This is a genomic window from Fructilactobacillus sp. YLN 2507 (genome assembly GCF_059614085.1).
In genome coordinates, this window is the sequence record NZ_CM184303.1 from 1,003,714 (window position 1) to 1,016,775 (window position 13,062).

Consider the following 13,062-nt stretch of genomic DNA (forward strand, 5'->3'; position numbering starts at 1 on the left):
TTCGAAAAGAACGCTAGCACTTCTGCTCACGTTCTTTTGCGTTATTTTAATCTTGTGAATCTTTGTGTTCATCATCTTTTTTAATTTGACTCTCAAGCTTTTCTTCTTGAGCATTATCTTTTTTTTCTGCAACCTTTTTAGCTTCAGTAAAAGTCTCTTGTTCATTAGCTGGTTCAGTCTTTTGTTCTTCAGGCATTTTACCAGTATTGTATAAACTTAAGATTTGTTTTTCATCAAGTGTCTCATATTTAAGTAATGCATCTGCAATTAACTTATGTTGTTCACGATGATTTTCAATGATTTCACGTGCTTTTTTATGTCCTTCATCAGTAAAGCGTTTAACTTGGGCATCAATTTTAGCTGCAGTATCTTGAGAATACTTAGGTGATGCATAAGGATCAGCATTAGGATCTTCTAAGGCAACGGTTCCTAATTCATCAGTCATCCCATACTGAGTTACCATTGCACGAGCAATTTGAGTTGCTTGTTGGAAATCATTTGAAGCACCAGAAGATTCGGAATTAAACACAATTTCTTCCGCACTTCGTCCACCCATCATTCCAGCAATTTGTTCGAGAGCATCTTTCTTAGAAAGCAATTGTTGGTCTTCCTTTGGAAGTACAATTGCATATCCTCCAGCCCGACCACGTGGGACAATCGTAACCTTATGAACTACTCGCGCATCATTCAATACTAACCCAACAATAGTATGCCCAGCTTCATGATTAGCAACAACTTCTCGTTCATGTTGGCTGATCATTCGATTCCGTTTAGCAGGCCCAGCAATTACTCGGTCTTCAGCTTCATCCATATCAGCTGCGGTAATAACTTTACCATCACGTCGTGCAGCTAATAAAGCAGCTTCATTAAGCAAATTAGCTAAGTCAGCTCCGACAAAGCCAGGTGTTTGTTTTGCAATTTCTTTTAAGTCAACATCAGGTCCCATTGGTTTATCTTTAGAATGAACTTTAAGAATAGCCTCACGACCTCGGACGTCTGGTTGTCCAACCAAAATTTTACGATCAAAACGACCTGGACGAGTTAACGCAGGATCAAGGACATCAGCACGGTTAGTAGCAGCAATTACAATTACTCCTGCATTACCAGAAAATCCATCCATTTCAACTAATAATTGGTTAAGGGTTTGTTCACGTTCATCATGTCCTCCACCCATACCTGCACCACGTTTTCGTCCCACAGCATCAATTTCATCGATGAAAATAATGGCTGGAGCATTCTTTTTAGCCTGAGCAAATAAATCACGAACTCGACTGGCACCAACTCCAACAAACATTTCTACGAAGTCTGAACCAGAGAGAGAGAAAAATGGTACTCCAGCTTCACCAGCAACTGCTTTAGCAAGTAATGTTTTACCAGTTCCTGGAGGACCCTCTAAAAGAACCCCTTTAGGAATCTCGGCTCCTAATTTAGTAAATTTCTTTGGATCCTTTAGAAATTCAACAACTTCAACAAGTTCTTGCTTTTCTTCATCTTCTCCAGCAACATCTTTAAAGCGAACTTTACTTTTAACTGGTTTGGCTTGGCTTTTTCCAACTTTCATTACTCCACCAGGACCACCAGCTCCTCCACCAGCTTGTTTCATCATCATATAGAATAGATAAATGAAAATAATCAATGGAAGAATGGAGACAATTAAGTTTAACCAAAATCCATTTGACTGAGTTTGTTTAGCGTTTGTTTTAACATTATGGGCTTTGGCCAATTCATTAATTTCTTTTATTGAAGAATCAGTTTTTACCACATTAGTTGTAAACTTGCTAGTTTTAGCAGTTTCTTTTGGTGCTTTAGAAATTCCACGTGAACTAACATTAAAAGCTAATCCACTATCTTGTTTAACTTTTTGTGGAGTTCGATACTCTCCAGTTACTTTATAAACACCGTCACCAGATTCAATTGCAAAGCTTTTAATTTTATTGCCTTTCAAATCATTAGTAAACTGACTTGATTGAATCTTTTGACTTTGAGCAGAACTGCTTCCAGCCCCACCACCAGTTGCAAAAAGGATTACTCCCATTGCTAACACAAAGACGATGATATAAAACAGACTGCTTTTAAAAAGTCCATTTTTATTATTTTTCATTTGTGTCCTCCATATTTTTATTGCTTAACAAACAAATATTATCACTTTTAGTGGTTTGAAACGATTATTAAGCCTTGTAAACTTCAGGTTTTAATACTCCAACGTAAGGCAAATTCCGATATTTCCCTTGATAATCCAATCCATATCCTACTAAAAACTCATTTGGAACTTCAAAACCAACATAGTCAGCCGTAACGGTATCAACTTTTCGTGCTTCAGGTTTATCCATCAAAGTACATACTTTAACTGAGTTTGCTCCACGATTTTTGAGCAACATTTTGAGATAATCCAAAGTCCGGCCAGTATCAATAATATCGTCAATAAACAAAACATCTCGCCCTTTGACATCAGTATCAAGATCTTTTACAAGTTCAACCTCACCAGTTGAGACCGTTCCACCTTTATAGCTAGAAACATCAATAAAGTCAAGATCCATATAGATATTCATTTGTTTAATTACATCAGCCATGAAAGGAACCGCCCCTTTGAGAACACAAACTACTAAAGGAGTCTTGCCCTGGTAATCGTTAGTTAGTTGTTGACCCAAGTTGTTACAGGCTTCTTGAATTTTTGCTTCACTATAGAGGACCTTTTGGATATCGTCGTTCATTAATAATCTCCTTATTTAACTAATAATACGTACAACTTTGTTTGTTTTGCTTTTTTTGTGCTACTTTCCTGAATACCCAAAATTGAAAGTACCTCATTATCATGAGTAACCAATGAAGCTGTTAATTTTCGTTGCTCATTAGGAACTTTATGATCAATTAAGACGCGACGAAGTTTTTTTCGCCCTCCTCCTTTCAATTTAATGTAATCATGCTCTAAACTTGGTCGAATTTGCAGAGGAAATTGAGTCTGGTTTAACCAGAACTCACTACGTCTTTGATAATTCCCAATTGGGGCACTTTCAGAATCAAAAATAGCAACTGAATTGCCATTTGACAATTCATACCAGTGATTTAATACTACCATAAAATCTGAGGTTTCACGAAAAGTTTTGTTCTCATTTTGTATTTTTCTAATTTTCATTTTTTGATAAACTTTTTGAAATTCTAAGCCATTTCCAAGTTGTATAGATCCTTGTGGTTTACGAGAATTTTGTAAAAGTTGCTTAATTTCAACAAGTTGAGATTTAGTTAATTGAACTGGAACCAATTTCTGTACCATTTGCTGTAAAACTGGATCTAGTAATTTTATTTCACGATAGTCTCCAATTTCAATTGTACTTTTAGTTCGTTTAAAAAGCGGAAATTGTACTAATTTTTGCTCAACCAATTGATGATAATTTTGATTTTGTTGCTGTAAATTTTGAGCAAATTCTGCTAAATGGGCAACTGCTTGATCATTTTCCCGTATCAATTGGGGAAGTACATGATGCCGAATTCGGTTCCGTTGTACATCATCTATTTGATTAGTCTTGTCTTCAAACCAGACTAAGTGTTTAGTTGTAGCTGCCTTTTCAATTTCAGCACGACTAAAATCTAACAATGGACGAATCAGTTTCCCTTCAGCGAAACTACGGACAGGCTTAATCCCCGCTACTTCGTTCAAATTACCCGAACGAATCAATTTCATTAGAACCGTTTCTGCTTGATCATTTTGTTGGTGGGCAGTGACAACGACTTTAGCACCAGTTTCCTGCATCAAATCTTTAAAAAAAGCATATCGAAATTGGCGGGCTTGTTCTTCCACTCCCTTATCTAGTTGGTCATGATCCCAATGCTTAACGGTCAAGGTTAAATGCTGTTGCTGACAATACTTTTTTAAGTATGATTCTTCAATTTTACTTTGGTTTCTTAGCTGGTGATTGACGTGAGCCACAATTATTTTAGGTCGTAACTGATTTAATTCCTGCAACAAATTTAAAAGCAGCATCGAATCGACCCCAGTTGAAACTGCAACAATTACAGGTTGATCTTTTTCCCACCACTTTTGCTGAAGTATTTTTTGTTCAAATTTAGTTTGTAAATCCACTAAAATCCCCCTAATAAAAAAACCAAGCATCTAAATGCTCAGTCAATAATTAACTACGACGACCGCCTCGGCCACCACGTTTACCTTCCGTATTCTTTTTTATATCCGATAAACGACTTTCTGATTTTTTCAAAAAGTTAGAAAGCAAATCATCAAATTTTTCCGGCTTACGTTCATGTTTACCATGAGCTGAACTAGACAAATGCGTTTGTGACTTAGGTCTAGATGTATGATGAGGCTTATCAACTGTTTTTGAATTATCACTAGCTGCTCGAATCGACAATCCAATTTTACCATCATCGCCAATTTTCATTACCTTAACTTTAACTTCATCACCAACCGTTAAAACATCATGGATGTCTTTAATGAAACCATCAGAAACCTCACTAATATGTACTAATCCATTTTGCTGATTGCCCAAGTCAATAAACGCACCAAATCCTGTTATCCCAGAAACTTTTCCGGTAACAATTTCACCTACTTTGAGAGCCAACTGCTGTTCCTCCTAAATAATATTGCCTTTAATTATAACATAACTAAAAATGGAAGTTCATCAGAACTCCCATTAATTGTTATTTGTTTGTTTATCACTACTTAAGTGATAGTTGGTCTCACCCTTTTGTGAGTATCCATATTTAGAATGTGCTAAATCCTTAACGTAATCATCATTTTTAAGCAATTTAGTTTTTTGCTTTAAGTTTTTTGCTTTAGTTTTTTGTTTTTTAAGTTTATTTTTTTCAGATCGAATTTGCGCATTGACCTGGTTAAGATGCGACTTAGTCGAATAAAGTTGAATGCCTAAACAAATTACAACAATTGCAATAATCCCCATAATAATCAAAGCTCGTTTTTTACGGCGAGGTGACATTAAAGGACTTTTTTGCTTATGCGTCCCAAGATTAGCATGTAATTGAGCAACGTTGCTTTGGCGTTTTTCCAACTTAATCCCTTCCATCTACTTATTAATATTCTTAGTCTTTCAATTATGATACATCAACAATTTGTAATTTACAATAACTCTTCTGATTCTTTATCAAAATCACGAACGTATTTTTCAGCAAGGACTGTATACATTTGATCAGATTCAGCTTTTTTGGTGGTCTGTAAAAGTTGGTCCACTCGAACTGTTAATTCTTTGTTTCCAAACTTGATTAAAATTTCATCACCAATCCCTACTTTTGTAGCTGACTTAGCTACTTTCCCATTAACAAATACTCGCTCTTGGTCTGTAATTTTCTTTGCAACGGGCCGACGTTTAATAATTCGTGAAATTTTTAAAAACTTATCAATTCTCATTTATTGCATTTTCTCCTCTTTTTTCGTGTTGATTCCTGATTTTTTCTAGTTCTTGTACAAATTTTTTCAAGTTGGTTAGCCAATCAATCACTTCCATGGTTGGTTGAATTACTAGTTTAACTTGATAACAATCATTAAGTTGTTTCATCGTGGAACGAAATTCCGTCTTTGAAATTGCTTGTAAAAGTTCTTTGCTTGAATAAAGCTCTGTTCCTAATGCACTAAACGTTATTACAATATTTTGTTGATCTTTTCTGATTTTAGTAATTAAGTCATAATCTGCTAACATTTTAATCAAATCAACATCTAATAAATTGGCAACTGCTGCTGGATACTCCCCAAAACGATCAATCAAATCATTTTGTAATTCGGTAAACTGTTCAACACTATCCATTTGCCGAATTCGCTTATACAATTCAATTTTTTGCTGCTGGTCTTCAATGTATTCAGATGGAAGATAGGCTTCAATGCCCAATTCAACCATCGCATCCGTTTTATCAATTTTTTGTTGTTTTCCTTGTTTGACTGCCACAGCATCAGAAAGCATTTTCGTGTACATATCGTAACCAACTGAATCAATAAAGCCATGTTGTTGACTACCTAACACATTTCCTGCTCCCCTAATGGAAAGATCTCGCATAGCGATTTTAAAGCCAGATCCTAGCTCGGTAAAATCTTTAATGGCTTCTAAACGACTCTCTCCTTCTTCAGTAAGCACCTTATTGGGCTGATACATAAAATAGGCCTGACCAACACGGTTACTTCGTCCAATTCTTCCTCGAATTTGATATAACTGAGATAGTCCCATATGATCAGCATTTTCCAAAAATAAAGTATTAACGTTTGGCATATCAATCCCAGTTTCAATAATAGTTGTTGTTACTAAAACATCATAATCACCATTTACAAAATCATACAAAATTCGTTCCATTTGAGTTTCAGTCATTTGACCATGAATATATGCAATTCGAGCATCTGGCAATAGCTTTTCTAATTTACCTACTACTTGTTCAATATCTTTAACCCGATTGTGTACATAAAAAACTTGCCCACCACGTTGCATTTCTCGCCGAATTCCATCGACAATGGTTGCATCATTTTGTTCAATCACATAAGTTTGAATTGGGTAACGGTTCGCAGGAGCAGTTTCAATTACTGAAAGATCACGTACACCCATCATTGACATATTTAAGGTGCGCGGAATTGGAGTAGCAGTTAAGGTCAAAACATCAACGTTTGAACGTAAAGATTTAATTTTTTCCTTTGCCTTTACCCCAAAACGTTGCTCTTCATCAACAATTAGTAACCCTAAATCTTTGAAAACCACATCTTTAGATAGAAGCCGATGAGTACCTACCACAATGTCTAATTTTCCATCCTTTAATTCCGCTAAATCTTGTTTAGTTTGCTTGGCACTATTAAACCTTGATAAAACTCCAATACTAACTGGAAAGTTGGCAAATCGTTTCACTAAAGTTTCATAGTGTTGTTGTGCCAAAACTGTGGTTGGAACTAAAAAAGCTACTTGCTTTCCAGCTTCAACGGCTTTAAAAGCAGCCCGCATTGCTACCTCGGTCTTTCCAAAACCAACATCACCTACCAATAAACGATCCATTGGATGAGGTTGTTCCATGTCATGCTTAATTTCGGCAGTACTTCGAACTTGATCAGGAGTTGGTTGATAAGGAAAATCTTCATCAAAAGCAATTTGATATTCATCATCAACAGGAAAGGCAAAGCCCTTTTCATGTTCTCGTTTCGCATAAAGGTCAACTAATTCATCAGCCATATCATCAACTTTTTTGGAAACTTTACTTTTGGTTTTAGCCCATTCATTTCCACCCAGTTTATTTAACCGTGGTTGTTTTCCTTCAGAAGCTACATACTTTTGAATTAAGTTAAGTTGCGTTACTGGAATAAAAATATGAGCCCCATCTTTAAAAGTAATGGTTAGGTAGTCCTGATGTCTTCCATCAACTTCCATAGTTTTCATTCCATCGTAACGCCCAATTCCATGGTTAACATGGACAACAAAATCGCCTGGTTTTAAATCAGTATAGCTTTTAATTCGTTCTGCATTCGTAAAAGTTTGGTGCCGAATTTGTCGAGGCTTAGGACGTTCGTTAACCCGTTTAAATAATTCGTTTTCGGTAATCACCACTAAGTTAGCTAACGGTAATTCAAATCCAACCTCTAAATCACCAGTTACGATCTGAATTCGTTGAGGTTGAATCTCGTTAATGTTTGTTTGAATCGTTTCCATATCAAAGTCCATTAGCGTTTGAGAAACCTTTTGCATCCGCTCTTGACTTGGTACCATCACAACTACAGTTGCCTTTTCTTGTTTATAACGACTCATTTCAGTTTTTAGTAAAGGCATTTGTCCAAAAAAACGTTGAATAGGTCGAATTTTAATATCAACGATATCATCTAGTTTCATTCGGCCTAGTCCCTTTTGAAATAAAGAAAGTAATAACTTAGGATGCTGATCTTCATCAACTATCGTTTTAAAGTTTAAACTAAATTTTTGCTTTTCAAAAATTTCGGCATTATGCATAACAGAAGTTTTCCAGTTGCTTTGGTCAACTTCCAATTGCTTATTTGCATCACGAATACGTGCATAATCATCAAAAATCACAATTCCATGAGATGGTAAATAATCTAAAATAGAAGTTTCCTTACGAAAAATAAATTCAGCATATTGCAGCCACAAGGAATCTGTTGCTTTAGTTTCTAAATCACTAATAATTAACTTAATGTTATTTATTAAATCCTTATTTTCAACATTTTCAAGTTGTTTCGTCAATGCTTTAATTCCGTGCTGACGATCAGCTAATGATGGTAAAAAATCAGTTGCTGGTAAAACCGTTAAATTTTCAATATTTTCAATACTTCGTTGAGTTGCTACATCAAAATACCGCATTGAATCAACTTCAGTATCAAAAAAGTCCATCCGAATTGGATAATCAGAATTTAGTGGATAAATATCAATGATTGATCCCCGAATCGCAAATTCCCCAGGAACTGAAACTAAATTAGTTCGAAGATATCCCATGCTTGCTAACTGGTTCTGCAACTTATCAAAATCAAATTCACTACCAATTTTTGCCGTCAGTTCTCCTGCTTTAAAATCCGATGGTTGCGGAAGATAACGTTTTAAACCTGAAGCTGAAACTACCACAACTATCGGTTTTCCACTCTGCAAAGCATGCATAGCTTTAACCCTGGCAGAACGATATTGTGGAGAACTAGTCGCAATTTCTGCAGCAATTAGTTCTTCTGCTGGAAATTCATAAACTTGACTAGTCGGCAAGCCCTCCATAAATTCTTTAGTGGCTTGATCAGCATGGTCCATTGTATCAGTGACGAAAATCATTGGTTGTTGGATATCATCTAAGAGGCCACTTAAAATTAATTTTTGTGCTGATCCACTCGTTCCCGTCACCAATTGTTTAACATTTGGCTTTAAATTATTCAACACAGTTTGATATGCTGGAAGTTCTTTAAAAAATTGATTTAATTGCATAAATCTCCTCCTTCTCTCATTTGAGTTTGATTTAATTAATTAAATTGGTTTTCTAATTTAGCAAAATTGTTGCCAGATACCCACTCATCCAAAGCTTTCACGGTTTTGTCTAATGATTCAGCAAGTGGTCCCTGTTGCTCCAAGGTGAATTTACCTAACACATAATCAACTACACTTTGTCGTTTAGGATGATCTGTTCCAATTTTAATTCGATTAAATTGATCAGTTCCTAAATGAGCAATAATACTTTTAATTCCGTTATGACCACCAGCTGATCCATGTGTCCGTAAACGAATCCTGCCAACATGCAAATCCATATCATCATAAACAATTACAACGTCATCCATTGATAACTTATAAAATTGCATCAATGGATGAACAGCACGTCCCGATTCGTTCATATAGGTAGTTGGTTCAACTACCATTACCTTTTCTCCATCGATGGTTCCAGTTCCAAATTTAGCATCCATTTTTTGCTTGTTAAGCACCATGTCATGGGCTGCTGCAAACTTTTCAACTGCCATAAAGCCTGTATTATGCCGAGTCCCAGCATATTCATTTCCAATATTACCTAATCCAACAATCATTTTCATTAATCATTTCTCCTTACTCGAATTGTAGCTATCACCCTAATTGTATCATAATTGTAAGCGTAACTAATGCTCTAAAGATAGCAAAAGGAGTGAGAAAACTCACTCCTTTTTTATGTATTTGTTAATTAATTGAATCAATAAGGCCAATACTCAAAGCTAATCCTTTGTCAACTTCTTCCATAACTGAATTAGAAATATGAGTAACCCGATCCCTTAAACGCTGCTTATCAATCGTACGTATTTGTTCCAATAAAATTACTGAGTCTTTTTCAATTCCTGATTTACTAGCTTTAAGTCCAACGTGGGTTGGCATTTTAGGCTTAGAGATTTTTGCTGTAATAGCTGCTACAATAACTGTAGGACTATATCGGTTCCCAATATTATTTTGTACAATTAACACAGGTCGTAGGCCGCCTTGCTCTGAACCAATTACCGGCGATAAGTCTGCATAAAAAATATCTCCCCGTTTTATTCGGGTTTCTGTCATTTGAAATGCCCCTTCATGTCATTAAATTTAGAATCATGATTGTAAATATCAACTAATGTCTTTGTTAAATCCTGTTTTGTAGCCTCTGCATATTCCGCTAAAACTTCTTGATTAATATCCTTCATCGAATCATACCCATGAATCATTTGATTAACGACCGGATTTTTATCAAAAAATGCTCGAACAATTGCAACATGGTGCTCATCCATGCTAACGGTAAAACTTGCAAAATCTTTTTTGGTTAAATTGTTATCATAATGACATTTCATGATTATTTCTTCCAATCCTGTTAAAATTATTTGCTTTGATAGACCCGCGGTAATCTTTCGGTAAAACCACAAGCAATTTCATAATGAATAGTATTACATTGATCTGCTACTTGCTGTAAGGTTATTTCCTGTTCTCCCTGTTTTCCGATGATTATCACTTCCGTCTGAGGTTTCATTTCATAAGGTAATCGAACCATGAACTGATCCATGCATACTCGACCAACAATCGGACAAAATTTCCCATTAATCAAAACATGAAACCCCTGCATAGAACGACGAATTCCATCAGCATAGCCAACTGGGATAGTCCCAATCCATTGAGGCTGATCAACTTGATACGTTGCTCCATAGCCAATTGAGCGCCCTGGTTGTATTTTTTTTACATATACTAATTCTGTCGTTAAACTCATGGCTGGTTGTAATGAAATTGGCGGTTTTAACTCAGTTCCAGATGGGTTCAACCCATACGCAGCAACTCCAAAACGAATCATATTTGCTTCCGTAACTTTGTGCCATAAGCTAGTAGCTGAATTAGCAACCGAAACGTACCGTGGTTTCGTTTTAAAACATCGCATTAAAGCTTTAAAATTTTGATATTGAAAATCAAAATAATCCTGCTGAGTTTCATCTGCTGTTGCAAAATGGGTAAAAACACCATCTAAAATCAGATGATTCTCTTTCATTTTGATAAATTCAAGAAATTGTTTAACTTCTGTCGGGGTTTGTAATCCAATTCGTCCCATGCCTGTATCTAAAGCTAAAAAAAATTTTATTTTATTTTTTAATTTTAAAGTTTCAGAAATTTGGTTAGCTTGTCTAATCCAATCAATTGAACTAACCGTCACATCAATTTGATATTTAGCAATTAAGGGTAAATCCTCCACATCAGTTAATCCTAACACCAAAATTGGTTCGTCGACAAATCCAGCCTCACGTAGTTGAATTGCCTCATCTAAAATTGCAACACAAAAACCAGTTGCCCCTGCTTGTTTGGCAATTTGAGCAACCTGAACTGCACCATGGCCATACGCATTAGCTTTAACTACCATAAACATTTCAGTTTGTTGGTTTAAGCGCTGTACTTCAGCATTAATATTAGCATAAATTGCCTTTTCATTAATCACTAATTGGGCATTACGATTTCTTCCGACTACCATAACCTACTCCTTAACCAATTGAATGCTTTAATTATACCATTAAAAGGTTTTTATCTTAATCAATTACAAAACAAAAACGATTGAATTCTTTTTGAATTCAATCGCTTAATGATTAAAATATTAATGTTTGTTTTTAATAACAAACTTATTACTTCGACCAGAATTATCGCTCCCGCGACCACCATTACCACGGTTATTGCGCCGATCATTACGACCACGCCCGTTATTGTCACGACTACCACGATAACCACCACGACGATGGCTATTGTTACCACGATACCCGCCTCGACCGCCACCATGACTCTTAAGGGGACGTTCTGGAGTAATGTGAACTTTAACTTGATCACGTGACATTTCGTTTAACAAGGCAGCTACCAAGTCAATTGCTTCATAATTTTCTAATAAAGTATTAGCAACATCTTCGTATTTTTCTGTCTTAGTTCGTTTTACTAATTTATCAACATCTGCTAAAGCAAATTTCATTTGACCGGCTAAAGCTTCATCTTCAGTAGGTGGCTTCAAAGGTAACATGCGAACCTTAGTAAGTTTTTCAACTAACCGTAAGTAACCCATTTCATTAGGAGTTACAAAAGTAACTGAAGTACCATGCTTTCCGGCACGACCCGTACGTCCAATTCGATGAACGTAGCTTTCTGGATCTTGAGGAATATCAAAATTATAAACATGAGTAACACCAGAAACATCAATTCCACGAGCAGCTACATCAGTAGCAACCAAGTAATTGATTTGATCTCGTTTGAACTCATTCATAATTTGGGTACGACGGCTTTGAGTCAAGTCACCATGAAGTCCGGCAGCTTTATAGCCTCGAGCAATTAATCCCTTAGCAACTTCGTCAACTCGACGTTTAGTCCGACAAAAGACAATTGTTACTTTCGGTTGTTCAACATCAAATAAGCGAGTCATTGTTTCAAATTTTTCATTATCTTTAACTTTAACGTAGTATTGATCAACTAAATCAGTCGTTAATTCTTTAGATTTAACTTTAACTTGCTTAGGATCAGTCATAAATTGTACCCCAACCCGCTTGATCGCATCAGGCATGGTAGCTGAGAATAACATTGTTTGCCGATCTGATGGAGTATTCTTGATGATACTTTCGATATCTTCTAAGAATCCCATGTTTAACATTTCATCTGCTTCATCTAAAACTAAAAATTTAACATGGTCTAGTTTAAGGGTCCGACGTTTGATGTGATCAAGTAAACGGCCAGGCGTTCCAACGATAATTTGTGGTTTCTTCTTTAAATCGTAAATTTGTTTACGAATGTCTGAACCACCATAAACCACTTGAGCACGGGCACCTTCACCACGACCCAATTTTTGAATTTCTTTTTGAGTTTGAATGGCTAATTCACGCGTTGGTGAAATTACTAATGCTTGTACATTTGGGTCATTAACGTCAATTCCTTGAAGGATTGGTAATGCAAATGCAGCAGTTTTACCTGTCCCGGTTTGTGCTTGTCCAATTACATCTTCCCCATTAAGGGTTAATGGAATAGTTTCACTTTGGATAGCAGTTGGTTCGGTATAGCCGTTATCTGCTACGGCTTGTAATAGACTATCTGATAGTCCTAAATCTTTAAAATTCAAATGTGTTCCTCCTATTGAAACATCACCGTAAATTCAACAAAT

Annotated in this window: 12 protein-coding genes; all 12 read right to left on the reverse strand. The window is 35.9% G+C overall.

The features are described from left to right. Positions 1 to 46: 46 nt before the first annotated feature. Complete coding sequence (ftsH, locus tag AC0GLY_RS05245) at positions 47 to 2,101, reverse strand: ATP-dependent zinc metalloprotease FtsH (RefSeq protein ID WP_496611130.1); 2,055 nt, start codon at positions 2,099 to 2,101, stop codon at positions 47 to 49. 67 nt (positions 2,102 to 2,168) lie between these two features. Beyond that, positions 2,169 to 2,711: a hypoxanthine phosphoribosyltransferase gene (gene hpt / locus AC0GLY_RS05250; RefSeq protein WP_496611131.1), complete on the reverse strand. Its 543-nt coding sequence runs from the start codon at positions 2,709 to 2,711 to the stop codon at positions 2,169 to 2,171. An 11-nt stretch (positions 2,712 to 2,722) separates the two neighbouring features. Further along, the gene (gene tilS / locus AC0GLY_RS05255) at positions 2,723 to 4,078 is read right to left on the reverse strand and encodes a tRNA lysidine(34) synthetase TilS (protein WP_496611132.1); all 1,356 of its coding nucleotides are present in this window, start codon (positions 4,076 to 4,078) and stop codon (positions 2,723 to 2,725) included. A 49-nt stretch (positions 4,079 to 4,127) separates the two neighbouring features. Beyond that, positions 4,128 to 4,571 carry a S1 domain-containing RNA-binding protein gene (locus tag AC0GLY_RS05260; protein WP_496611133.1) on the reverse strand — a complete coding sequence of 148 codons (444 nt, stop codon included), beginning with the start codon at positions 4,569 to 4,571 and terminating at the stop codon, positions 4,128 to 4,130. A gap of 72 nt (positions 4,572 to 4,643) precedes the next feature. Continuing rightward, complete coding sequence (locus AC0GLY_RS05265; RefSeq protein WP_496611134.1) at positions 4,644 to 5,018, reverse strand: FtsB family cell division protein; 375 nt, start codon at positions 5,016 to 5,018, stop codon at positions 4,644 to 4,646. A 68-nt stretch (positions 5,019 to 5,086) separates the two neighbouring features. Further along, on the reverse strand, positions 5,087 to 5,374 hold the full coding sequence (locus AC0GLY_RS05270) for an RNA-binding S4 domain-containing protein (RefSeq protein WP_496611135.1): 288 nt from the start codon (positions 5,372 to 5,374) through the stop codon (positions 5,087 to 5,089). Further along, entirely contained in the window at positions 5,364 to 8,900 is a 3,537-nt protein-coding gene (gene mfd / locus AC0GLY_RS05275) for a transcription-repair coupling factor (protein ID WP_496611136.1), read from the reverse strand. Before mfd ends, AC0GLY_RS05270 begins: the two co-directional genes overlap by 11 nt. Before the next feature lie 35 nt (positions 8,901 to 8,935). Next, entirely contained in the window at positions 8,936 to 9,493 is a 558-nt protein-coding gene (gene pth, locus AC0GLY_RS05280; protein ID WP_496611137.1) for an aminoacyl-tRNA hydrolase, read from the reverse strand. A 121-nt stretch (positions 9,494 to 9,614) separates the two neighbouring features. Next, entirely contained in the window at positions 9,615 to 9,980 is a 366-nt protein-coding gene (locus AC0GLY_RS05285; RefSeq protein WP_496611138.1) for a type II toxin-antitoxin system PemK/MazF family toxin, read from the reverse strand. Then, a complete protein-coding gene (locus AC0GLY_RS05290) occupies positions 9,977 to 10,249 on the reverse strand; it encodes a hypothetical protein (RefSeq protein ID WP_496611139.1) in 273 nt (90 codons plus the stop codon). Before AC0GLY_RS05290 ends, AC0GLY_RS05285 begins: the two co-directional genes overlap by 4 nt. A gap of 26 nt (positions 10,250 to 10,275) precedes the next feature. Beyond that, positions 10,276 to 11,406, reverse strand: a complete 1,131-nt coding sequence (gene alr / locus AC0GLY_RS05295) for an alanine racemase (RefSeq protein ID WP_496611140.1) — start codon at positions 11,404 to 11,406, stop codon at positions 10,276 to 10,278. 120 nt (positions 11,407 to 11,526) lie between these two features. Next, entirely contained in the window at positions 11,527 to 13,020 is a 1,494-nt protein-coding gene (cshA, locus tag AC0GLY_RS05300) for a degradosome RNA helicase CshA (protein ID WP_496611141.1), read from the reverse strand. Positions 13,021 to 13,062 lie beyond the last annotated feature (42 nt).

Bases quoted from the DNA above. Each gene is read 5' to 3' on its own strand.
- ftsH (WP_496611130.1), bottom strand. From the start codon at position 2,101: ATGAAAAATAATAAAAATGGACTTTTTAAAAGCAGTCTGTTTTATATC.
- hpt (WP_496611131.1), bottom strand. From the start codon at position 2,711: ATGAACGACGATATCCAAAAGGTCCTCTATAGTGAAGCAAAAATTCAA.
- AC0GLY_RS05270 (WP_496611135.1), bottom strand. From the start codon at position 5,374: ATGAGAATTGATAAGTTTTTAAAAATTTCACGAATTATTAAACGTCGG.
- mfd (WP_496611136.1), bottom strand. From the start codon at position 8,900: ATGCAATTAAATCAATTTTTTAAAGAACTTCCAGCATATCAAACTGTG.
- pth (WP_496611137.1), bottom strand. From the start codon at position 9,493: ATGAAAATGATTGTTGGATTAGGTAATATTGGAAATGAATATGCTGGG.
- AC0GLY_RS05285 (WP_496611138.1), bottom strand. From the start codon at position 9,980: ATGACAGAAACCCGAATAAAACGGGGAGATATTTTTTATGCAGACTTA.
- AC0GLY_RS05290 (WP_496611139.1), bottom strand. From the start codon at position 10,249: ATGAAATGTCATTATGATAACAATTTAACCAAAAAAGATTTTGCAAGT.
- alr (WP_496611140.1), bottom strand. From the start codon at position 11,406: ATGGTAGTCGGAAGAAATCGTAATGCCCAATTAGTGATTAATGAAAAG.